A 22,017-nucleotide genomic window follows, 5' to 3' on the forward strand; every position below is an offset into this window, starting at 1 on the left:
ACGTTCAAGTTTTGTTTAATCCAACGAAAAAAACTTTCAATCGCCCAACGAGACTTATACATGTTGGCAATTTCTTCTGCAGTGATATCCATTAAACTTGTCACGACATGTATTTCTTTCCCCTCATGATCCATGAATTGAACGACACGATGGCGCTTTTTCGTTTGTTTTTGTGGTGTCCCAAGTGTGCAAGTAAAATCAGCTGTCACATTGGAATCGTTGGTACGACTACCTTGGAGAGATCTTTTGCGATTTAATTGCACATTGTCTTTTAAGCGCAACACAAAATGTTGATGTTCGTTTAGGTAACGATCGACTTTATCAATAGAAAAGTAGGCACGGTCACAAACAAGGATAAACCTTTTATCTTCCAGGATTTCTCCAATGGGACCATCATGTTTTAAACCGGTTGTTTCTACGACTTTTAAGGGCATCGTGGTTTCATTAGTAAAACTAACATGTAATTTGATTCCTGAACGTTCGCCGTGATAGACAGCCCAAGGTAAACGTGTTTTGCCTACTGTAATTGTAGTTGAATCAATAGCCAACAGTGTTTTCGGCATGTTCAATTGACGACGAGCTGCACGATTGAGCTTCCCTACAATCACTTCAAAAATACGTTTGATGATACCATAATCAAGTACTTTTAAATGTTTAGAAAGCGATGAATGATTCACCGAAACAAGACCATTACTTGGACCCACATCCGCTGCGTGGCGTAAACTTTTCCACTCGTTCGTTGCAGCACCAATTAAATACGAAATGAGCGTGGGAACCGTACATTTTCGTGCTGTTTCTACATAATCGAATTCGTTTAGGATGGATTGCCATTCTGCCTCTGAAAGAAAGTTTTGAATGAGCGTAAAAATCGTGTTATTCTGGTTCAAGAGAGATTCCTCATTTCGTAATTGTTTGTGTGGTAACTAACAATTTTACATGAGAATCTCTCTTTTTATTTAATTTTTATTGGGAGAAACTAGATAATCAACACGTGTGACAATTTAAGATGTAATTTAAAAAGTGTAAAACGTTGATAAATCAATGTTGTTGAAGTATCTTGTTATTAAAAAAAGTGCAAGTAATTCAACGACATGATGGTTGTAGCGTTAGAGGCAGCTATTCTAGGAATGTTTGTAGAGAGCCTAAAATATTGAGAATAAGCGAACATTTTAAGGATAGGACGAAAATGGAAAGGAAAATTAGATTCTTTCACACAAAAGACCAGGTTCATAAAAATATGCCTGGTCTAACGTGAAAATATTAGATATATTTATTATTCTTTATTGTTAATAAATTTGTATTCATCTATTAGTTTTCTACTAGTTGCTCTATGCGACGACTCTATAGTGTCTTGCAAATGTAATGCGATTTTTATTAATACAAATGCTATAAAAAAAGCAGCAAACAATACAAAGTATGCAGTCGCTTGAGTACCGTTAATTATGTAATTATAAGCATCTCCGCCAACCCAGGCATTGCGTGATTCAAGTATCCTGGATTCAGGGTTCGAATAGAAAAATAATCTATAAAATCCCATGAAGAAAAAAATAATACTAAGTATAAGTGATGTAGTTGAGAGACCTTTCATTACAACATCTCCTTTCTATATATGTAATTAATATATCAATAATACCTATTGTTGTCACTAAAGAATAAATTTGTATGTCATTGATATTTAAAGTGAACTTATTGGATTTTAATAAAAATACTGAGTGATAAATAATAAAAATCCACATTTAAAAACACTCAGCATTACTGATGGTGAGCCAATGATGAGTAAAAAGTTTGTCCAAAATTAAGAAACAAGGTAAGTGCTGCGTATGCCTACGTTACCCCATATTGATTTACAAATAATCGAAAGGTATTGGATGCAATTTGATGATTATAAGAAGACATTGCAGATTGATTGTATGTGTCGCGCAATAAAGTGCAACGCAAACGCAATGTATTAATTGATAAAACAGCCAAGCGGTTAGCATGGGCTTTGTGTAGGAAGAATATATTAATGTAAAAGTAAAGGATAGAAAAGGAGATGTGGATTATTGGATTATTAAATATTATTATGAATGCTTTTGGGATTGGCATGATAACATTGTTTATTTATCTTTGGTTAAATGATGAAGACAAATGGAGTTTAAAGGGTATATCTTCTTACGCAGTACCTACAGCATTAGTTTATTTTGTTGTTTTTGTGCTTGTGTAGAAGATCGAAATTTCTAGTATTCAATATATTGAACTTCCTAACACAGCGAAGTTCATAAAGATCTGTAGTAAATTGATCTTGTGAAGTAATAACAAAAGTGCACGAAATGCTTAAACAAAATTTCCTTACAAAAAAAGTATGAGAGGCTACTAAATTGGTAGTCTCCTTTTGTAATGACAGTATATTACATTTGCGTTATGATATAGCTAGATAGGGGGGATTAAAGTGGCAGAAATAAGAACTAAAATTCTTGAAGCCAAGGATTCAGCTGATATAGAAGACAAAGTAAATACATACTTAGATTATTTACAAGAAGGAACATTCATTGATATAAAGTTTTCTACTGTTGTATATAGTAACAACACTAAAACATATACAGCACTTATTGTTTATAAAACTAATTAAGGCCACATCTAACAAGGTGTGGCTTTTAATTATCATTCATATTTCTTATGATGATTCCCGTGAAATAGGGAGGCGGCTGTTCAGATATTTAAATAAAACAAAAATGAAAGTTTACAGACAATAAAATACAGTATCATACACACAAGCCCTTAGATTGATGATAAGGGCCTATTGTTTTGATAGTAGTTCCCTTATTGCTTCCCGAATTTTGCTATTTTTTTAAGATAAAACGTGCCGCCTAATAAAATCAAACATCCAATAACTTTAAAACTTAGCGTTTTGAAAGTTTCATTATCGACAGTAATACACACAATCATGAGCTTCTTCTCCCAACCCTGGCATGAAAATAAGTTCCTCCTGTCCATAATGGTAGTGACACAAACAGGATGTAAGACGCGGCTTTTTTTGGTGGCTTAGACCCTGGGCATAAAACTGTTTGAGTGAATTTGGTGTTCAACCCTTTGTTAGCTCCACTTGATAGTAGGATGACTACGTACAGAAAAATGCTTATTTTCAAATTCACTCACTGTTTGTGATCTTTTTTGTTTGGAGTGATTTTTATGGAGGTATTTATTAAGAATTGTGCAGGCTTAGATGTGCATTCTGAGACAATTGTTGCTTGCGTTTTAAAAGGGAGACACGAAAACGAAGTATATCAAGAAACAGAAACTTTCCCTACGCTCACGAAAGATTTGTTTCGTCTATTGAAATGGTTAGAAAGCCATGAAGTTACACATATTGCGATGGAGAGTACGGGTGTGTATTGGAAACCTGTATTTAATATTTTGGAGGACTTTTTTGATATTACACTTGCGAATGCCCAACGAATCAAAAACGTTCCTGGCAGAAAAACAGACGTTTCAGATGCAGAATGGATTGCGAAGTTATTACGTCATGGCTTGATTGAAAAGAGTTTTGTTCCACCCGTGGAGATTCGAGAGCTCAGAGATTTAACAAGACTTCGGAAAAAGTGGATTGGCCATTTAACTTCTGAAAAGAATCGCATTCAAAAAGTATTAGAAAGTTCAAATGTCAAACTAAGTACTGTGATTTCAGATGTATTTGGCGTATCAGGGCGTAAATTACTAAATCGATTAATTGAACAAGGTTACGTAGATGAAGCCGATGTCGAAAAGAATATTCATGGAAGGTTAGCCCCTAAAAAACAATTGATTACCGATTCTTTATTTGGAACACTCAATGAACATCAAATATTTCTTATTCGCCAATCTTGGCGACACATTGAATATTTGGAGTCATTGATTTTAGAAATGGAAGAACGGATTGATCAACTATTACAAAATTATCATGAAGAACTTCAATTATTAATTACAATTCCAGGTATAAAAAAAGATACTGCTGCAGTTATCATTGCAGAAATTGGTGTAAACATGGATCAGTTTCCCACATCACAACACCTTGCTTCATGGGCAGGCGTATCTCCTGGTAATCATGAGAGTGCAGGAAAAAGAAAAAGTACGCGTTCTATTAAGGGAAATCCACACATTAAATCGGCCATGTGTGAGGCAGCTTGGGCAGTTTCAAGAAGTCGAAATCGTTGGTTAGCGAACAAATATTGGTCACTCGCAGCACGAAGAGGCAAGAAAAAAGCACTCGTTGCGATTTCGCATCGAATGCTTCGAATTATTTACTCCATGCTACTGAACAAGGAGCCATATAAAGAACCACAATTGGTTTAGTTTAACCAAAAACCAAAAGTTATAAACCAAGATACCTTCCGACAGGTACCTTTGCTTTCTCATTGGCTTTTTTCGTTATTTATAGAATGACCTAGTCCACTTAATAATATTCAAAAAACAAAGGCATTATTTATTTTCACAGAAAAAAGCTACCAACAATAATAACGATAATTCCTATAATTGAGTTAATTATCTTCATAATCATACGCACTCTCTGAACAGCCCTTCCTTTTGATGACTGAAAATTCTATTTATAAAGAATTGTAACATAGCAGAGTAATGATTGGTATAAAAATGGAAAATTGGCAACGGATGAGATTGGCAGTTACAATAACAGAGTAGAAAACTCTTAGAACGAAATTTTATTAAGAAAAATTAATTATTATAATCTAACTCAAATATTTCATTTATGATTGTTTAATCATTCTGCATTGTTAGTTGAAAAGCAACAATCTTTTGGAAAATTTTCAGTGGCAATATAACAGGGCTGTAGAACGTTCTAAAGTGAAGTTATGTATAGAAGAAACAACTAATAGGTAGCGTCCAGTACCTTTGGGTAAACGAGCGTGATATTCTTCCACAATCAATTGTGCATGGTGAACCATCGTTAGATAATTGGTTGGAATGGTAAATGGATATAGATTTCCAAATGAAAGTGGTATGAGGTATTATAAAACTGTAGGTGTAGCAGTTGAAAATTCTAACATTTTTTATTGCTATTAACTTCTAGTGTTAAAAGGAGATAAGAGATAATTAAGTGAAGGAGGTTTTATAGTCTTGAATAAAAGAAAAGTAGGGAACGTTTTAGGTATTACATCTATAGTACTTATAATAATAAGTATCATTTTTTTCTATATAGAAAGAGGACCAAGTGCTGATATATATTTTATTATCAATATTTATGGCATTTTATCTATTTTAGGTATTTTATTTGCTATATTCTCTTGGTTAATGTCTAAACGACTTATTCTTCCAATCATTGGCCTTATTGGAAATGTGGTTATCTTGGCAGTTGCTTATCTATTACTATTAGCAATGGGGATTAGTGAACCGTAAATCTTTTTTTACAGAGCCTTACTAAAACAAATAATGACAAGACTACTCCTTGATGGGTGGTCTTAATTATTGTTAATTAAAAAAGAGGCGACTTAAGGCGACCAAATAGTTGAAAGGGGTGCGAGCAATTTTAAATTCAGAGAAAGTTATAGAAAAATTTATATCTAAAAATCGTCATCGAGTAGTTGAAACTGTGAATATGTGGATACAAGAAATCGATCCTTCTCGAATCATTGGTATTACTTATCCGTATAGTTTTCCAGAAATCTTAGAAGATTTTAAGATGCAAAGACTTAAGCAAAACATAGATTTGTTTGGTGGTTGGGATATGTGTCCGATTAAGGCGTCTACATTAGATATTTTAAAGTTTCCGAATGGCGATTTAGTAGTAAATGGTTCGGGTAATCATCGAGCGGTTTTAGCAAAAGAACTAGGTTTGAAAAGTATTTCGGCAAATGTTCAAGAGGTTAGATATTTGGATTAATTGAATTAATTTAATAAATTCAATTAATCTTTCAAACAAGGTTAGTTTTTAAATACTCTTGATTTTAAAAGGATACGTAATTGCGTGTTCTTTTTATATTGCAATAAGAAAGTGGAGAAATGGATAGCTGGAGTAATTGGAATTATTGGCACGCTCATTTCTTATTCTGTGGATGGCCTAGACATAGCAGTTTTGGATTTAACGGCTTCATAGGAAAATTTATTACCTAATGTGTATTAACTGTCGTTTGTTATTCCAAGTATTGAGTACGCAGGTGATGGAGCTGCCATTTCTTTCTGTGTACTCGAATTTATAGCAATAACAGAAAACGATACTAAAAGAATAAAATCTTTTTGCATCCCTATATTTCCAAATCATAACTACTACTTTACAATGAAAGATAAAGTATATACAGAATATTATTGGAAGATTTGATTGTAATGGGGAGAAATGTAATGAAGAAGTTATTAATTTTTTTAAGTCTATTAGTTCTTCTATGTATAGGTATTTGGACGTTAGTGTATTTCCAATATAAGGAATACAGTGAAAATAATGAACGAAACCATCAGGGAAGTAAGAATGAAATTCCATCAAAGGAAGGTAACTTTGAAACGTTTATTGATGGTGAATACGTAAAGATACCAAATAAAGAGGAAGTTGTGGGACAGGAATTATATGATTATTTACATGATTTTTTATTTGAGGTAATAGATGCCAACTTTAGCACCCATGTGGGGAAAAGTATTGATGCAAGAATGTTTTATAATGAAGGGAAAATCGATTTAAATGAAGCTATTATGACACAGGATAATGCATATACAGAAGTGGGAGAAGCAATACAGAACTTTCAGGTACCTAAATTTGAAAATTCATCTCCTTTTGAAATGTCATCTTTGCAAACTATAAATAGAGAAATACAAGGGATACAGGATGCTTACGAAAGACAAATTTCTGGGCAAAAACTCTTGACGTTTGTAATTGCTAAAGAAAAAGGGGAAGATTTAATCGATCCAAATGGATATGCTTCGCTAGAAGAAGAAAGAGAAATTGCACAAAAATTAGTGGATGAATCATTAGATGAAATATTAGAGTTTGAAAAAAAGGTAGATGAGTTATGTTATGAAATTATCTATAGAATGGAAAGAAAATGATACGAAGCAAGGGTTCTATTAGAAGCGATACTTTCCACTCTAATCCATTTGTTCAATCTAAAGCAGGGCACTATAAAAATATTGTGATGAATAAAATATATAGACACCCTAATCGACCACGTGTGATTTATTCATGTGGTCGTCTTTTATTTTGCAAGACTAAACGCTCTGATTACTATCTTCTATCTTTAGATATGGAAAACTTAAATAAACCATTCATTAACATAAGCCATTAACCCGATAAATGCTCCAATTCCTGAACTTATGAATCCGATAATTACCAAAGATTCTTTTTCTGTCGATACTTTTTTCTCCAAACATAGCACCTCCTGTTGCACTTTTTAATTGACCTAAATTTCTATCTATGAAGAAAGCATAACATAACAGATTGTGAGTTGGTAGGAAAATGGTAAATGTACTTAGGATCGTTTAACAAGCCTATTGGTACTACAAAACAATGCAATCGCGGAGCATAACAAATGGACTTGCAGATATGAGGGATAATCATAAACACAAGTCCTATTCTTATTGAAATAATGCCCCGGTTAGTTGAAGTGGAAACTTTATATTAATTTGAGATAAATGGTGCTTTTTGTACATACTTTAGATTTTCAATTTGGTTAATGATAAAAGTCGCTATGTCTTGATTAGTTATTTTTGTACCTGGCATATCTGTTAAATTTTCTTTTATGCTTCCTATTTCTGTGCCATCAACTATAAATGGTAGCCTAATTAAAGTCCATTTAATTCGTTTATTATTGTTTAGAATAAGCCATTCCTTCTTCTTATCTATCATCATATTAGAGTAGATGATTTCAAACAACTTTGCCCCAACTCTATTTAAAATGCTCTTTTTATCCCCATTAATAGTTAGAGATCCACCCGTAACACTAATATAACGATCAATTTGTAAATCAGTCATTACTTCAAGTATATTTTCAGTTACACTGCTATAAATCTGTTTTTCTTTGATAGGTTGACCAAAAGTATTTATAACTATTTGACAATCTTTTAGTAGCTTTCGAATATCTTCTGAATTTTGTACATTGCCTTCTACTATCTCAACCCTGCTGTCTCTGAACGTTAACTTTTCAGGGTTTCTAACCAACATACGGACTTGATATCCTTTTTCTAACGCTCTAGCAGCAATATGACGTCCCACTTTCCCTGTCCCACCAATAATAGCAATCTTGTAAGAATTAACCATAAATGCCTCCAAATAAACATACTAATATGTATACGGTTAAAATCTTTTTTGGTTTCAATTATTTGGTTATTCGACTAATAGTGATCTAATAGAACGTGCTGTCGATCCAGGAGATGGGATGCATTACTGTCAACAAACCTCTTAAATCCAACGATATAGTATATTTTCATTTTAGATCAACATCCGAATTAAGTGTTTCCGAGGTCACTGCTGTTGAGTTAAAATGTAGAGTAAAATAAATATTTCAATATGGAGATAAACAGATGGCTATTAGATGGAAAAGTGAGGATATCATATTCGATAGCATTAACGAAGCTGATGTATGGGCCGATTCATTAGGAAACGAAATTTATGCAAGATTGTATGATGGCTATGATACACCGGATTATAAAATAGCTTATTCTTTAGCTTTTAGACTTGCTAGTATGAAAGATTTCAGAGTATATGCAGAGAACGACGGAGACAGATATAAAGTTTGGGTAAATTTTGATAATTAAAGCTGCCTAAATCCATCTCGATTGTTAGAAGGCTAACGATTGGGATGGGTTGTTTGTTTTATTCTATTTTCATAACGAAAACAAATTACTATGCTTGATATTTTAAAACAACTGATTTCATCAATGTTTATTTTTTTCTATAAAAATTGAATGAATAAATGATTAATGTTATAAATATACATATTTCATTTAGGGGGGATTAAGATGCTAAAGGATGATATAACAGAATGGATGAATGATGATGGATTTACAATCAGCACCAATAAGAGTTTTTTGGATACGGCATTAATACATAACTTCCTTTATAACGATTCTTACTGGGTAAAAGGAATTGCTAAAGAATTAGTAGAAGCATCCATTGAAAATTCTATTCTTTGTTATGGAGTTTACGAAGGTAATCCTAATGAGAGTGCTGCTAAACAGATTGGTTTTGCAAGGGTTGTGTCCGACCTTGTTAGATTTTCTTGGATAGGTGATGTTTTTATACTTCCTGAATATAGAGGGCAAGGACTGAGCAAATGGTTAATGAGTATCGTAACAGAGCATCCTAAATTAAAAGGCACAAATTTTCAACTAGCTACAAAAGATGCTCATTCTCTTTACGCACAATATGGATTTAAACCATTAGGACAAATTGAAAACAGAATGAGTAGGCCACTTGATTGGCAATTGGTATATGAGGGTTATAAATTACACAAATAACAAACGACACTTTATTCAACCATCGGAGGGGAGTGGGGGTTGTCTTAGACGTATGTGAACTTAATTTTTTGGCATAGTTAAATAAGTAATGACCGGATGGTAATTGCTATCCGGTCATTTTCAATCTGATTATTATCCTGTACGCGGTAGCAGACGATATCAACCTCAATACAATTGCCGTTGTCAGTGGGTCATTTTCTACGGTTCAATCAGATGGTTATTAGGCACTTGCAGAAAAAGAAAGACGAAATCTGTTCTATTGATCTAATCTATCATTTTTCGTAGTTGGACAATTCTCATTTTATGGTTTATATCGTTTCGCCTTGATGACAAGCATGCTCAAGTGTTTGGAGCACAGATAATGTTTGAGTAATAAACAATCATTTCTCCGAACTTTTCTTACTAAATAATAATACCGAGGAAAAAACGATGATAAAAACACCAAATGCAGTAACTATTTGATTATTTGTTACGCTAACAAGAATCGTAACTAAAATCATTGCTAAAAGAGACGAAAATAAAATTCTAGTTGTACTATTCATAGGATTTATCCTCCTTTTTCTATTTTATAAGATTTGTATCTTAAACAGTTAGTTGAAAAACCATATTAGTTAATGACAAAAGATAACGAGCTTGTGAGGACATAAGGGAAGGACTTGGGTACATGAAAATATACACGCAAGCCCTGTATTGATGGATATGTCAAAATTCATTATCGTTTCGAGAGTAGAATTATTGAAAATGGTACCCTTACTAATTCTGATTAATATGTTTTACAACTTCCCAGTTTGCTGTTCCGTCATCGTCGTCGAGTTTTTTCCATATTTGGCCATTAGTTTTGTCGTATAAATAAAGCCAACCACCATTCACGACTAATTCGTAATTTTCATTAATAACATCCCCTGAATTATTTATTGAACTAGATATATTTAAACCAGAACTATCAATAGCATCTGATATTTTAAAAGAGCCAAATACAAAACAGCCCCCAAATATAATACTTGATAGAATAATTACCATACCCTTATTTTTATCCATATAATTCCCTCTCTTCAATAACTTATTGGCAGTTCACAAATCGAGTCGATCGCGTCTAAACCGCTACTAATAGCAATCAATAATACAAGCCCTAAGATTGAGGTGTAATGGCTATTGTTTTGATTACTGAAAAGGGGATAGTAGCCATTGTTATTGTTTTAAACTTTCTTTGATTTCTTCTAATAATTTTGTTTGCATTTTTAATTGCTTAGTTGTACTAATAGCAAACCAAATTATAAAAATAATTGGAGCTATGTAAAATAACAATCCAAAAATCGAGACAAAGCTAAATAAAATATCTCCACTATTAAAACTATTCATAACACAAATCCTCCTGTCTTTTCTTAACTAAATTAAATGTTATTCATAAAGAAATCATAACATAGTAGAGTTTGAGTTGGTGGAGAAATGGAAAATATGCAAAAAGATAGATTGATCGTTTCTGCAGAGCAGAGGAATCATTTACACGGGTTGTCTGAAAAAGGCTTGTGTATATAGTACATACATGCCCTTAAATTGATATGTGATAAACAATTGTTTTGAGTGTTGAAAAGGGGATAATAGCCCTGTTAACTCAAAATAGTGTTTCTTCTCAATCCTTGCCCATTTCTATTACAATACTGTAGGAAATATTGAGTCTATCACAAACCCAAGACTCAAAAATTTTATCGATTTCCTTTTTTACTTCTTCAGTGTGCATATTCTCATCAAAACCTAATTCTTCAAAAGTAAAGGTTTCTCGTATTCTATCTTCATATTTAGTATCAACCATAAAAGTAATAGTTTTATTCATAAAAGTATCCTCCGATTCTTTAAGTAGTTGGATTTATTATTGTGAGTGCAAAACAAAAGGACTTGCCTATAGTACAAGTCCTTTTTAAATCAGTTAGTAGGAAGCGTTGGAACTTCAAATAAAAATTCATCATAAAATCCGAATTGTATATAGTGATTATTTAATTTGTATGTATAGCTTGTCAATAAACCACTATTTGGTGAGTGCATAAAGCCTGTATATTCTCCTTCTCCTAATAAAGAAATAACTTCTGAAAGTGACATGCCTTTAACAAGTTGGCTATAACCATCTAATGAAAGGTCAGGGGTGGCTATTAAACCTGCTTGGCTTGTATTTGCTAGTTTACCGTCAAAGAACATTAATGAAGGACTTGAATAGCCTACTCCATCGTATTTATAAGATTCAATTCCTTCAGATGGAGATGACATTAGGGGGTCAAGAGTTCCCTCTAGATTTGTTAAAGAAGTAACTTCTTCATATGTCATATTTGGCTGTAGTAACTTAAATAACTCCATCGTCATTTCGGAAGAATGTTCAGTAGTAGCTTTGAATTTTGTTCCATCCTTTCTTCTTGTAGCTTCTTCCATGTAGAGTTGATTAGCTGTTTCATAATCAATGTCAAAATAGTGGGCAGTTTTCTGTATTACTAATTCATCGTGTTTTTCAGTAATATAGTTGTCACCAGAGTTTGTCAGACTATCAAACTCACTTTGAGCATAGTCATATACTTCTTTACTTGTTGGGAAATCGTTCTTATTAGTGGCTTCTGCATTAGTTGGATGATCAGTTGTTTTCTCTCCATCATTATTACTACAAGCTACTAAAAATATTGATAAGAGTAGAATAAGGCTTAATCTCATGCTTTGTTCCTCCGATTTGGTTTGTTAAATTGAATAAATTGTAATTACAAACCTTATAATACAATGTATTCAAAAATTTAGTAAGTATCTACTTTTTATCGTGTTCTTTATTAAGTCTCGTAGAACAACGCTCAGACGATTCGAGAATCAGAAAGACGTACACTTGATGGCAATGGATTGCTCTCAGGTCGGTTCTCAGTTCTAAAGTATTTGCTCTAGAACTTTTTTCACAAATCATTTAACTAAAGCACATATCTATATAACAAATCCTGAATTGTAACAAATAATGAAAATAAAAAGATGACAGTTGGGTTCCTGTGAAATATAAGAGCATAACAAAAGGACTTGCAGATATGGAAAATCATACACGCAAGCCCTACTCTTATTAAACTAAAGCACTCGATAATTTTTATCTATTTCCCAATCTTCTTATATAAATTGAAACGCAAACTTTAAGCCAATAGGGATAGTTAACCAAAGCAGAGTGTTGCTCAATATAATTTTGGGATAAGAAGTATTTTCTAATTTGTTTTTAGAAACGAATCGCCACATCAATAGTACACCAATAGCCCATATTGGTAAGATTAGAAAAAATTCTGGTGTAAAAGTATTAGATTCACCTAATGCTCCTTCTGCATAAAACCAAGAAATAAATAATGCAACAACACCACTAAATGTAATATTACCCATAACTAAAATTGATTTTATGTTGAATCCCTCCCTTCTCTTTGTTTATATAAAAGACTTTATCTTCATTCAGTAGGCAAACACCTACTGAAATAGAGGAACTCATTCTTACTAACCTATCCTGAACCGTTAATTGAATAATCAGTTGTTTAGAAAAGTGTAACATATTTCCAAATGTTGATGTAAGATGAAAGTGATGACTAACAAGAAAGATTGACGGTACAGGAGGAGAAGCAATATTTTCTATTCAGATTCAACTTTGATTTAGCTTACAACAACAATCGTAACAAGGCTCATTGAAGTATTTAGCGAGTCTGTTGGCTTTGATAGTGGAGCAGAGGAATCAATTACACAGGCTGCTTGATTGGAGCTGCGTAGCCATGTGTAGGGCGACAGTTGCATTATGCACTTGATTCTATTAAATTACTTGTTTTTCTAATTTCTTAATCTTCATGTCATTAAGATGACTAAAGTTCTTGTGGCAAGGGTAGTAGCTGCGAATAAACTCATACTAACCAAATTATAACAAAAGGAGCCGCAACGTTTATAACGTTAAAGCTTTAAATAAATTTTCAAACAAGGTAGGTGCTACATATGTAAGAATGGTCGCAAGATTACCAAAGATTAGAGGATGAAATCAAATATATTGAGCATAATTTGCTTCTTTCTAAAAATGAATTGAAACGGTGATTTAGCTAAATATAAATTAATAGCTGAAAGTGGAGGAGCCATGTTTGAGGATGTATTGAAGTAATCGAATTTGAGTTAGCTCATAAGATGAACAATTTATTTAATATCAAGAAAATCATTCAAAAATGGAATGAAGTTGGGGAGGATAAGATTCAAAGATCGACGTTTGAAATATGAAGAATGGTTTCCAGAAATCAATTCAGATGTATTTAAAGACCTTAGGGAAAAAATTCTAATTCCCAACAGTAATTTTGTGCAGGACTGTCACCCAATAAAATACTTATTAAGAGAAGTTGGGATTGAACCATTTTTCTTCTCAGACTTTTTTGAGGAATAATTCTCACAATGAATTCTGATTTTAGAGGAAAGGTAGGCGTTTGTACATATAAAAAAGGGGATAACTGTGATTAGTTATCTGATCTAAATCTTTCTGCCATCTTCTTTGACTATTGTGAACATGTGCTATGGGATTCCTATTGTTCAGGCGAATACACAATCCATTTTACACGTTAGATCGAAATGGTTATAACATCAAAAGGGTCACAAAGTTAGGAGCGACCCTTTGTCATAAAAGATGTGCAAAAGGCTGATAAATTTGTATTTATTTGCTAACAGTCTTCTCTATTTATGAAGGTTGCGCCAATAATAATTAGAAGAATAAATAGAACAACGAGTAGGGCGAATGCTGAACCAGAGCCACGGTTATAGCCATCATAATAGCCACCGCAACAACCACCGTAATAACCATAGGAATAACAATTGTTAAAGTTACCCATGTTTCCATAGTATCCCATAAATAAGTCCCTCCTTTCTACATTGTATAATATGTTAGCTGTAGAGAAGGGGTGGGATATTCAACCATTCAGTTAAAGGCATAAAAAATTTATCCAATTACATTTTGTGGAATAAGACAATAAAGCTGCCGCCTGCAAAGTACAGATAGCAGCTTCAACGAGTTGTCTAGCATTTTTAATGTCCTTTAAAACTACGTCGGTCAATGATACTGGCCAGTTATATTTTCATCAATATCTATCATTAATTTTGAGAGTAGTACAATTTGCCCTGCGTGATAACCGTAATGTGCCCCGACCTGAATAAGCAGGCGGCTAATTACACTTACATCATAGGTTTCATCTTCCGAGGCGTTAACGCGATGCATCCTATTCCAATCATTAAGATCATATCGTATTATTACTTCCCTTTGTAAATCATCTTTTGACAAGTTTGATAATATAAAAGTTGATTCAGCACGTGTCATTAAAAGTAGATTTATCAATTCATCTTTGGTCATACCACCTTCAGTATTAAATTCCCCTTGAGAGCGGTTTCTAATAAAGGGTTTATTACCGATTGCACTTGCGAAATTTTGATATTCGTTTCCTGCTAGAAATGTAAGCAAAGATTGCCGACACTGTTTGTAGATATCTTCAATTTTTTCCAAATCATTTCATCATCAAGATGATTCAAACTTTTAATGATGCGTTGGAGTTGCTTATCCATGTCTTCTAGCACGTTACTTATTAGTTCCAGTATAACTTTACACCTCTTTTCTCTATATTTACTACTATTTAAAAAATATCTTATTGAACTAATCTGATCCTTCAGTTCAATAAGATATTAAACAATTTTAAAGGACTTTATTTTTAATGTTACTAAAAACCATTTCTGACAAGTTTAGTAGACTATATATTATAATACAGCAACGACGAAATAAATAAAGGACAAGGACCATTTTTAGGCACTATTGTTAGGAGTTTTGAAAAAATGTTAAGATTGGAAAATAGAATAGGAGGGAAATAAATTGATTACATTAAAACCTATGACCCAAGAGGAGTTCAAACAATATATCAGTTATGCAATTGAAGACTATGCAAACGACAAGATAGCTTCGGGAAATTGGAGTGAAGATGAAGCGCTTGACTTATCGAAGAAATCATTTGATCGACTGCTACCAGAAGATGAGAAGACGGAGAATAATCATTTATTCTCCATCTTTCACAACGATATCTTAGTTGGCATGATTTGGATTGCACAAAAAGCCCCTACAAATTCTAATGAAGGTTTTATTTATGATTTTGTGATTTTTGAACAATATCAAGGGCAGGGGTATGGTAAGAAAGCAATGAAAGAAGCTGAAGTTATTGCTAAAGAATTAGGTATGAATAAAATGGGTCTACACGTGTTTGGTCATAACAAAATTGCACGTAGCTTATATGAAAAAATGGGTTATGAAATTACCAATATAACAATGGCTAAAAAAATTTGATCATGTAACATCAAAGTCCAGGTACTCCAAGTTTTTTGGGGAGGCCAATTCATGTTGCGAAAGCATAATGGATATACTTCGAATACCGATATGATTAAATGATCGTATAGATGAAACTACTACAGTAAAAGAAGAATATTGCTCATATTAATTGTTGAGTTACAATAAAATGTATACTCGACAAACTCGACAAAAGAATTGTATACTGAATAATTAAACCGTATCTATGAAGGAACTTTAAAAAAGAACGTTCCTTTTAAAAATTAATAAGTAAATTCAAACTAGATTTGATTATAATTAATCCTGTCACAATGTATAACTTTATTTATCATAAACCTTGGTACAGTGTAGTCGTAGCTGTACCAGGGTTTGTGTTTTTTAATTACATAGAGGACGTAACAATCTAGATTTAATTTTCCGAAAGCTTTAGATTTACATAATGGAAAAACTATCAAAAATGTAGGTGGTAGGATTACCGATGCTTCGGAAGGATCATGCGAAGTGTTGTAACGGCTGTATATGGAATTAAAGGCAGAAGAAATTTAGATTACTAGACAATGTTTTTTTAATTGGATGGAAGTAAAGGGGAAAAATATGAGAAAAAAAGTTATTTTATCATTAATGTTAATGACATTTCTTTCTGCTGTAGAAGGAACCATTATTAGTACAGCAATCCCTCGTATAACGAGTGATTTGTCAGGCGTCGAACTTGTTAGTTGGGTATATGCAATTTATATGCTTGCCACAGCTGTTTCGACTCCAATATACGGGAAACTGGCTGATTTATTCGGTCGTAAAAAAGTTTTACTTATCGGAGCTACAATATTCTTAATCGGCTCTGCACTTTGCGGTGTCGTTACATCGATGGAACAGCTCATTGTCTTTCGTGCCCTTCAAGGTCTAGGTGCTGGCGCTATTATGCCAATAACAATGACAATCATTGGTGACTTATATAGCGAAGTGAAAGATCGTGCAAAAGCACAGGGGTGGATTAGTGCTGTTTGGGGCGTCTCAGGTGTTATCGGACCATTAGTTGGCGGATTTTTAGTTGATTCTCTTTCTTGGCGCTACATCTTCTTCTTAAACGTTCCATTTGGCATTATCGCTTGCTTAATGATTGTAATTTATTATAAAGAATCTATTAAGCCTGCTAAGCACCATATCGATTATCTTGGTGCTACAGTATTCTCATTAAGTACAATTGCTCTACTATACGCGTTATTAACAGGTAGCAGTAAGCAAAACTGGGGGGACATTACAATTATTGGTCTCTTAATCTTTGCAGCTGTTGCATTCATTATTTTCATATTTATTGAGAAAAAATCTCTGGAACCATTAATTCCGCTTTCGCTTTTCTCTAACCGTACATTATCTACTATAAACATACTGACTCTTATTTCTGGTGCAATGCTTATTAGTATTACAATGTATCTTCCAATTTGGAGCCAAGGTGTATTAGGAAAAAATGCGACAGAAGCGGGACTCATTTTAATGCCACTTCCTGTTATGTGGACATTTGGCACTATTTTTTCTGGTAAGTTAGTTGATAACTTAAATACGAAACAAATCATTCTACTTGGCGCTAGCATTCTTTCAGTTGCTGCCTTTTCACTATTTACATTGTCAACAGATTCACCAGCATTCCTAATTTATGTTGCAGTTGGATTATTCGGCTTAGGAATGGGGCTTATTACACCTATATACATGGTAACAATTCAAGCAGCTGTTTCATCTCATACACGCGGGACAGCAATTGGCTTAAACACATTTATTAATACGTTTAGTCAAACATTAGGTGCTGCAGTTTTTGGGGCGATTTTCAACACGATGATTCATGCACGCGGTATTAAAAACCTTGATCTTGTATCTTCTGGTGGACATGAAGCAGCAACAGTAAATATAGTAACCGAATCGCAAGAGGCATTAGCTTCAAGTGTACATTTCATTTATATGAGTACATTTATATTAGCACTTCTAACTTTAGGAATCGTTTGGTTCTTATTAAAGCCATCCACACAAACTAGTGAACAATAAAAAATAATGAATATAAAAATAAGCTGTAAAGAGATTTTTCTTTATAGCTTATTTTTATTTAAACATGAATACAGGAGAGCTATGCACTAAAAATCTATTTTAACTCCATATACAACCTTAACAAAAGTGTTTAATCCGTATAAATTTCCCTCTACCAACACGAAAAATCTCATAAAAATCTTGAAACTTTAAACCACTATGAATAATTCGGATGAAAATTAATTTATTGACATTTTTTAAATCGCTCATATAATATACGGTATGGGGTATATGGAAGTTGCGGAGAGATAGTTAAGAAATCAGTAACGGTATATACAACATTGTACTGCTTGTATTGTGTGGTATTGGAAAATTTCTTAGTGCAAAACAATGTACCTTTTAAAGGGGGAGACGTAGGGGCAAATCCGGAAATAATGGGTAGATAACAGTAAAACGGGTAAAGAATACTGTTCATTTTTTATTCAAAGGTTAACGACAGTTGTCGCCAATGAGATTAAAAAAACAAAAAGTAGGGAGTTTGGTAAAGGTGGTTAATTTGAATTGATGGCCATTTTTTAAATTGCTCACACAGTATACGGTATAGGGTATGGTGTGTGAGCGGAGAGATGCTTAAGAAAACAGTAACAGTATATACAACATTGAGCTGCTCATATTGTATGATGTAGAAAAATTTCTTAGTGTAAAACAATGTACATTTTAAAGAGGTAGATGTAGGTGCACATCCAGGAACGAAGATGCAACTTGGGGTCAATTAGGTGTTCTTCAAACAGAAGTAAAAAATCAGAGGATTCATGATTTCTGAATCCAATTATATGCTAAAAATGAATAGCACTAAGGAAAAAATTTGTAGTGGGTACTATTCGTTTTTTAGTCAAAGGTAAACGACATTTTTCACTAATGAGATTAAAAAAACAAAAAAGTAAGGAGATTGATAAAGATGATTAAGAATCTAAAAGATAAATATAGTCCGTTATACTTTCTAGCTTCTTTAGGTGCTGGTGGGATGGGTGTTTCATTCTTTATGTACTTAATGTTTTTAATTCCTCACCCAGATTTCGGTATGCCTACATTTGAACATATTTATCCGTATATTGTGGGAGATAATTTATTTGTCGCCGGCTTAGTAATTCTTGTATTACTAATAATTGTGTATTTTATTTTTAAGCATTTCCGTCTGTTACTTTGGAATATTAGTGAGTTTTATAAGTTTAAAGAGACAAATTCCTATGTACAATTACGGAATAGTAATGCTGAAGTAACATTAATGGCAATCCCTTTAACATTAGGGATGAGTATTAACGGATTATTCATTTTAGGAATTGTATTTGTTCCGAATTTAAGAAGTGTGATAGAGTATTTATTCCCGTTCGCTATTTTAGCATTCCTTGCAGTTGGTTTACTGGCGCTTAAAATTTTCGTAGGTTATTTTTCTCGTTTCATTATTAAGGGCGATTTTGATTTCATTAAAAATAATAACTTAAGTCAACTAATTGCCATCTTTGCGTTTGCTATGATTGCAGTCGGATTAGCAGCGCCAGCAGCATTGAGTGAAAATATTTATACTTCAAGTATTGCGATGTTCCTGTCCATTTTCTTTGGCATCGTTGCTGTGACATTAATTATGATTAAAACGATATTTGGATTATTTTCGATGTTCCAAAATGGAATTGCGAAAGAAACTGCGCCAAGCTTATGGATTATGATTCCGATCTTAACGCTTTTAGGCATAACGTTTGTTCGATTATTTAATGGAGTTAGTCATAACTTTTTCAGTACAAAGGCAAATCCATTCATTATTTTCTTAGTATTAGCTGCGTTCTTATCACTCCAAATTGTTTTTGGAGTTGTGGGTTATTCGGTTATGAAAAAGATTGGATATTTCAAAGATTATGTATATGGAAATGAAAAAAGTGCTGCAAGCTTCACGCTGATTTGTCCGTTTGTAGCCTTCACTGTATTAGGTATGTTCTTTATTGGTTGGGGGCTTGTACAAACAGGTATTGTTGAAAAGTATTCAATTGCTCACTTCCTCATTATGATTCCATTTATTATTAGTCAATTGAAAGGAATTGAGCTAATGTTCCGTTTAAATAATAAAATGTTTAAACGTGCAAAAGTGGAACAAGGTGTACCACAATATAGTACAGAAAAATAATGATTTAATAGAGTCAGTAGGGGAGTCATTTCCTGCTGACTTTTTTATTTGATATGTACAAGCCCCAATAAAAAAACTATAATCCTTTCTCTTGAGCCTTGTCTTTTAATGAACTTTCATTTAATGAGTTTTGTTTTTGGATTAATAAAATGACAAGCGCTTGGACAGTCATAGCAATTACCAAAAATATAAAATGTGTATTGTGATAAAACATTTTTGAAATGAAATAAAATATCGGTGCTGATGATAAATAAGAAATATATTGGTTTTTAGTTGTAAAGAAAATGATTGTTGAGATACAAGTAGTGACCAATAAAAGCTCAAATAGAATTCGGATTGAACCACTGTCTAAGAAATACTCTAATTCGTTAAAATAGGACATTATAATTTCACCATTCTTTCCTTGATTAGCCAAGATTATGACTTTACAAAAATTGTAACATAACAGCGCGTTATTTGGTAGTTAAATGGTAAATGTGTGTGAATGATACTTGCAATGCTTAATAAGTGAGAAGATCCAGGAAGATAGAGGGAACATAACAAAAACTGTAGAGTAGAGGATCATTCACACAAAGCATCTGTGAGGAAGCGTAACAAAAGGACTTGTGTGTATGTTTTTGTATCTATACCACAAGCCCGATATGTGATGGCTATTGTTTTGTCAGCTAAAGATTCAGAGTGTCTGCTATTTTAGTATTTCTTTAAGCTGTGTAAACGACTCATCTGTTAGTGTATATAATGTATGCGTGTCATTTGTATTCATTATTGATCCTCCTTGATCGTTTAACCAGAGGAAATAAGATTCTTTTTCTAATTCAAATCTATACATTGGGTCAACTACATTTACAATCCCATTAAGTTTGACAGCATTTTTAACTGCATTCCTAAATACGTCAATATCATTTGAATTCAAGGAGATTTCTTCAGTACCTTTTTTTATTGTGGAAAAGTTCTCTAATTCGTGAATCTGAACTTTATCTGCTTTTTCTTCTGAGCAGGCTATTAAAGTCATTACTGTAAAAATCATCAAAACGAGTATCTTTTTCATTGATTCGCCTCCATTACTATTACTTTTGATAAATATTTGTCGTGTAGACGATTCATATAGTTACAAAATTCATTTATCTTTTTAAATGAAAATTCTATTTGGAGAGAATGATATAACACGTAAAACTCCTGTAAATAGATATTTTTTCAACACCCTAACCCCCTCAAAATTTAGTTATGACTTTCTTTATTAAAGTTTTATCTATATAAAAACCATAGCATAGAAATTTTAGAATTGGTAGGTAAATGGTAAATGGTAAATGTATAACAAGCATTGCTTGCCTAATTTCTTACCGAAAACACCTTGTTCAGCTACTAATGTAATTCTAAGCTAATGAGTGCTTTAGTTAATAAATTGTAAAAGATCACTCCATAGCGTAAAGTTTTAATCATACAAAGTCCCAAGTCGTTTTCTCGGTTTTTTTACAGGCCTGGCACAATTCAAAATCAGGACGCATTGTTTATCTGTGCGAAAGCGAAGCGGATCGGATCGAGGGAGGTATAAAAAATTAGTAAGAAGAAATTGGAAAAGAGACTGACTTATTTATACTCAGGAGAATTAACTGCGATTATTCTGTTTATTTTTCTTAGTTATCTCGTTAATCGTGCTTATCCTAATTTGCAATTATATTCGTTGTATTCTTTTTGGGTATCATTTTTTCTTTTAGAAATTCTTTTACTGCAAGGCACTATTTATTGGCATTCAAAATTGAAGAGATTAAGAGTCGAGAATACGTCTATGACACCGATTTGGATAGTTAGACAATTGAAACGCTTAAAAAAAATTAATATTATCTTAGTCGTTGTTTCAATGATTATGTTCGTAATTGATTACGTACGATTTTATTCTTCACTACCAATAGAAGGGTTAGAAATTACGGCATTCATTTTTATTTTTGCAGTTTTAGAATTTATCAACTACTTTTACATTCAACTTTCATATGACAATATCTCTGATATAAAATATTTGTTGAAAACAAAAAAATTAAAGCAATCCTGTATAAGGAAAGATTTTCATAGAATGTTATAGACTATGAAACGT

At 32.8% G+C, this 22,017-nt stretch carries 27 protein-coding genes; 14 read left to right on the top strand and 13 right to left on the bottom strand.

The annotated features are described in order from the left end of the window. Together ACIQXF_RS01730 and ACIQXF_RS01735 are read right to left on the bottom strand one after the other, a co-directional pair. The coding region (locus ACIQXF_RS01730; RefSeq protein ID WP_402778279.1) for an IS4 family transposase at positions 1-887 on the bottom strand (887 nt) is incomplete at its 3' end. A 386-nt stretch (positions 888-1,273) separates the two neighbouring features. After that, positions 1,274-1,588, bottom strand: a complete 315-nt coding sequence (locus tag ACIQXF_RS01735; protein WP_402778282.1) for a hypothetical protein — start codon at positions 1,586-1,588, stop codon at positions 1,274-1,276. Positions 1,589-2,032: 444 nt separating this feature from the next. Here ACIQXF_RS01735 and ACIQXF_RS01740 point away from each other — a divergent pair, with 444 nt between their 5' ends. The 6 genes from ACIQXF_RS01740 to ACIQXF_RS01765 all read left to right on the top strand — a co-directional run bounded on the left by ACIQXF_RS01740 (position 2,033) and on the right by ACIQXF_RS01765 (position 6,999). Next, complete coding sequence (locus ACIQXF_RS01740) at positions 2,033-2,203, top strand: hypothetical protein (protein WP_402778285.1); 171 nt, start codon at positions 2,033-2,035, stop codon at positions 2,201-2,203. A gap of 225 nt (positions 2,204-2,428) precedes the next feature. Next, positions 2,429-2,608, top strand: a complete 180-nt coding sequence (locus tag ACIQXF_RS01745) for a sporulation protein Cse60 (RefSeq protein WP_402778288.1) — start codon at positions 2,429-2,431, stop codon at positions 2,606-2,608. 560 nt (positions 2,609-3,168) lie between these two features. Then, on the top strand, positions 3,169-4,308 hold the full coding sequence (locus ACIQXF_RS01750; protein ID WP_402778291.1) for an IS110 family RNA-guided transposase: 1,140 nt from the start codon (positions 3,169-3,171) through the stop codon (positions 4,306-4,308). A gap of 777 nt (positions 4,309-5,085) precedes the next feature. Then, entirely contained in the window at positions 5,086-5,364 is a 279-nt protein-coding gene (locus ACIQXF_RS01755; protein ID WP_402778294.1) for a hypothetical protein, read from the top strand. 109 nt (positions 5,365-5,473) lie between these two features. Next, positions 5,474-5,848 (top strand): hypothetical protein, encoded by a 375-nt coding sequence (locus ACIQXF_RS01760; RefSeq protein WP_402778297.1) that lies wholly within the window; start codon positions 5,474-5,476, stop codon positions 5,846-5,848. A 455-nt stretch (positions 5,849-6,303) separates the two neighbouring features. Continuing rightward, positions 6,304-6,999 (top strand): hypothetical protein, encoded by a 696-nt coding sequence (locus ACIQXF_RS01765; RefSeq protein ID WP_402778300.1) that lies wholly within the window; start codon positions 6,304-6,306, stop codon positions 6,997-6,999. 568 nt (positions 7,000-7,567) lie between these two features. On the opposite strand, the gene ACIQXF_RS01770 is transcribed toward ACIQXF_RS01765, so the two are convergent. Beyond that, entirely contained in the window at positions 7,568-8,206 is a 639-nt protein-coding gene (locus ACIQXF_RS01770) for an NAD(P)-dependent oxidoreductase (protein ID WP_402778303.1), read from the bottom strand. Positions 8,207-8,469: 263 nt separating this feature from the next. Here ACIQXF_RS01770 and ACIQXF_RS01775 point away from each other — a divergent pair, with 263 nt between their 5' ends. Both ACIQXF_RS01775 and ACIQXF_RS01780 read left to right on the top strand, forming a co-directional pair. Next, positions 8,470-8,703, top strand: a complete 234-nt coding sequence (locus ACIQXF_RS01775) for a hypothetical protein (protein WP_402778306.1) — start codon at positions 8,470-8,472, stop codon at positions 8,701-8,703. 204 nt (positions 8,704-8,907) lie between these two features. After that, complete coding sequence (locus tag ACIQXF_RS01780) at positions 8,908-9,405, top strand: GNAT family N-acetyltransferase (RefSeq protein WP_402778309.1); 498 nt, start codon at positions 8,908-8,910, stop codon at positions 9,403-9,405. A 380-nt stretch (positions 9,406-9,785) separates the two neighbouring features. On the opposite strand, the gene ACIQXF_RS01785 is transcribed toward ACIQXF_RS01780, so the two are convergent. The 6 genes from ACIQXF_RS01785 to ACIQXF_RS01810 all read right to left on the bottom strand — a co-directional run bounded on the left by ACIQXF_RS01785 (position 9,786) and on the right by ACIQXF_RS01810 (position 12,786). Beyond that, positions 9,786-9,947 (bottom strand): hypothetical protein, encoded by a 162-nt coding sequence (locus tag ACIQXF_RS01785; protein WP_402778311.1) that lies wholly within the window; start codon positions 9,945-9,947, stop codon positions 9,786-9,788. A gap of 211 nt (positions 9,948-10,158) precedes the next feature. Beyond that, positions 10,159-10,443 carry a hypothetical protein gene (locus tag ACIQXF_RS01790; RefSeq protein ID WP_402778314.1) on the bottom strand — a complete coding sequence of 95 codons (285 nt, stop codon included), beginning with the start codon at positions 10,441-10,443 and terminating at the stop codon, positions 10,159-10,161. Positions 10,444-10,593: 150 nt separating this feature from the next. Further along, complete coding sequence (locus ACIQXF_RS01795) at positions 10,594-10,764, bottom strand: hypothetical protein (RefSeq protein WP_402778317.1); 171 nt, start codon at positions 10,762-10,764, stop codon at positions 10,594-10,596. A gap of 271 nt (positions 10,765-11,035) precedes the next feature. After that, a complete protein-coding gene (locus ACIQXF_RS01800) occupies positions 11,036-11,236 on the bottom strand; it encodes a hypothetical protein (RefSeq protein ID WP_402778319.1) in 201 nt (66 codons plus the stop codon). Positions 11,237-11,325: 89 nt separating this feature from the next. Continuing rightward, positions 11,326-12,096, bottom strand: a complete 771-nt coding sequence (locus tag ACIQXF_RS01805; protein ID WP_402778321.1) for a hypothetical protein — start codon at positions 12,094-12,096, stop codon at positions 11,326-11,328. A gap of 429 nt (positions 12,097-12,525) precedes the next feature. Continuing rightward, positions 12,526-12,786, bottom strand: a complete 261-nt coding sequence (locus ACIQXF_RS01810; RefSeq protein WP_402778324.1) for a hypothetical protein — start codon at positions 12,784-12,786, stop codon at positions 12,526-12,528. An 853-nt stretch (positions 12,787-13,639) separates the two neighbouring features. Between ACIQXF_RS01810 and ACIQXF_RS01815 the strand changes: the two genes are divergently transcribed. Further along, complete coding sequence (locus tag ACIQXF_RS01815) at positions 13,640-13,810, top strand: hypothetical protein (protein ID WP_402778327.1); 171 nt, start codon at positions 13,640-13,642, stop codon at positions 13,808-13,810. A 271-nt stretch (positions 13,811-14,081) separates the two neighbouring features. On the opposite strand, the gene ACIQXF_RS01820 is transcribed toward ACIQXF_RS01815, so the two are convergent. Continuing rightward, a complete protein-coding gene (locus ACIQXF_RS01820) occupies positions 14,082-14,267 on the bottom strand; it encodes a YjcZ family sporulation protein (protein WP_402778330.1) in 186 nt (61 codons plus the stop codon). Between the two features lie 200 nt (positions 14,268-14,467). Then, a complete protein-coding gene (locus ACIQXF_RS01825) occupies positions 14,468-14,914 on the bottom strand; it encodes a DinB family protein (protein WP_402778333.1) in 447 nt (148 codons plus the stop codon). Between the two features lie 360 nt (positions 14,915-15,274). On the opposite strand from ACIQXF_RS01825, the gene ACIQXF_RS01830 reads away from it, so the two are divergent. The 4 genes from ACIQXF_RS01830 (at position 15,275) to ACIQXF_RS01845 (ending at position 19,928) form a co-directional block, all read left to right on the top strand. Continuing rightward, positions 15,275-15,739, top strand: coding sequence for a GNAT family N-acetyltransferase (locus tag ACIQXF_RS01830; RefSeq protein WP_402778336.1), 465 nt, complete (start codon positions 15,275-15,277; stop codon positions 15,737-15,739). Between the two features lie 594 nt (positions 15,740-16,333). Next, a complete protein-coding gene (locus ACIQXF_RS01835) occupies positions 16,334-17,773 on the top strand; it encodes an MDR family MFS transporter (protein ID WP_402778339.1) in 1,440 nt (479 codons plus the stop codon). A gap of 287 nt (positions 17,774-18,060) precedes the next feature. Next, entirely contained in the window at positions 18,061-18,198 is a 138-nt protein-coding gene (locus tag ACIQXF_RS01840; RefSeq protein ID WP_402779059.1) for a glutaredoxin domain-containing protein, read from the top strand. A 512-nt stretch (positions 18,199-18,710) separates the two neighbouring features. Further along, a complete protein-coding gene (locus ACIQXF_RS01845; RefSeq protein ID WP_402778342.1) occupies positions 18,711-19,928 on the top strand; it encodes a TsoY family (seleno)protein in 1,218 nt (405 codons plus the stop codon). A gap of 76 nt (positions 19,929-20,004) precedes the next feature. Here the strand turns inward: ACIQXF_RS01845 and ACIQXF_RS01850 are convergent, their stop codons facing one another. Together ACIQXF_RS01850 and ACIQXF_RS01855 are read right to left on the bottom strand one after the other, a co-directional pair. Further along, entirely contained in the window at positions 20,005-20,310 is a 306-nt protein-coding gene (locus ACIQXF_RS01850; protein WP_402778344.1) for a hypothetical protein, read from the bottom strand. Positions 20,311-20,613: 303 nt separating this feature from the next. Continuing rightward, positions 20,614-20,976, bottom strand: coding sequence for a YhfM domain-containing protein (locus tag ACIQXF_RS01855; protein WP_402778347.1), 363 nt, complete (start codon positions 20,974-20,976; stop codon positions 20,614-20,616). A 507-nt stretch (positions 20,977-21,483) separates the two neighbouring features. Here ACIQXF_RS01855 and ACIQXF_RS01860 point away from each other — a divergent pair. After that, a complete protein-coding gene (locus ACIQXF_RS01860; protein ID WP_402779062.1) occupies positions 21,484-22,005 on the top strand; it encodes a general stress protein in 522 nt (173 codons plus the stop codon). Positions 22,006-22,017: the final 12 nt, after the last annotated feature.

The sequence above is a fragment of the Lysinibacillus sp. NPDC097231 genome (assembly GCF_044761885.1).
Lineage (GTDB): Bacteria > Bacillota > Bacilli > Bacillales_A > Planococcaceae > Lysinibacillus.

Coding starts and splice junctions, on each gene's coding strand:
- ACIQXF_RS01765 (WP_402778300.1), top strand. CDS start 6,304: ATGAAGAAGTTATTAATTTTTTTAAGTCTATTAGTTCTTCTATGTATA.
- ACIQXF_RS01735 (WP_402778282.1), bottom strand. CDS start 1,588: ATGAAAGGTCTCTCAACTACATCACTTATACTTAGTATTATTTTTTTC.
- ACIQXF_RS01785 (WP_402778311.1), bottom strand. CDS start 9,947: ATGAATAGTACAACTAGAATTTTATTTTCGTCTCTTTTAGCAATGATT.
- ACIQXF_RS01795 (WP_402778317.1), bottom strand. CDS start 10,764: ATGAATAGTTTTAATAGTGGAGATATTTTATTTAGCTTTGTCTCGATT.
- ACIQXF_RS01835 (WP_402778339.1), top strand. CDS start 16,334: ATGAGAAAAAAAGTTATTTTATCATTAATGTTAATGACATTTCTTTCT.
- ACIQXF_RS01810 (WP_402778324.1), bottom strand. CDS start 12,786: ATGGGTAATATTACATTTAGTGGTGTTGTTGCATTATTTATTTCTTGG.
- ACIQXF_RS01770 (WP_402778303.1), bottom strand. CDS start 8,206: ATGGTTAATTCTTACAAGATTGCTATTATTGGTGGGACAGGGAAAGTG.
- ACIQXF_RS01855 (WP_402778347.1), bottom strand. CDS start 20,976: ATGAAAAAGATACTCGTTTTGATGATTTTTACAGTAATGACTTTAATA.
- ACIQXF_RS01775 (WP_402778306.1), top strand. CDS start 8,470: ATGGCTATTAGATGGAAAAGTGAGGATATCATATTCGATAGCATTAAC.
- ACIQXF_RS01750 (WP_402778291.1), top strand. CDS start 3,169: ATGGAGGTATTTATTAAGAATTGTGCAGGCTTAGATGTGCATTCTGAG.
- ACIQXF_RS01780 (WP_402778309.1), top strand. CDS start 8,908: ATGCTAAAGGATGATATAACAGAATGGATGAATGATGATGGATTTACA.
- ACIQXF_RS01805 (WP_402778321.1), bottom strand. CDS start 12,096: ATGAGATTAAGCCTTATTCTACTCTTATCAATATTTTTAGTAGCTTGT.
- ACIQXF_RS01820 (WP_402778330.1), bottom strand. CDS start 14,267: ATGGGATACTATGGAAACATGGGTAACTTTAACAATTGTTATTCCTAT.
- ACIQXF_RS01800 (WP_402778319.1), bottom strand. CDS start 11,236: ATGAATAAAACTATTACTTTTATGGTTGATACTAAATATGAAGATAGA.
- ACIQXF_RS01850 (WP_402778344.1), bottom strand. CDS start 20,310: ATGTCCTATTTTAACGAATTAGAGTATTTCTTAGACAGTGGTTCAATC.
- ACIQXF_RS01740 (WP_402778285.1), top strand. CDS start 2,033: ATGTGGATTATTGGATTATTAAATATTATTATGAATGCTTTTGGGATT.
- ACIQXF_RS01790 (WP_402778314.1), bottom strand. CDS start 10,443: ATGGATAAAAATAAGGGTATGGTAATTATTCTATCAAGTATTATATTT.
- ACIQXF_RS01845 (WP_402778342.1), top strand. CDS start 18,711: ATGATTAAGAATCTAAAAGATAAATATAGTCCGTTATACTTTCTAGCT.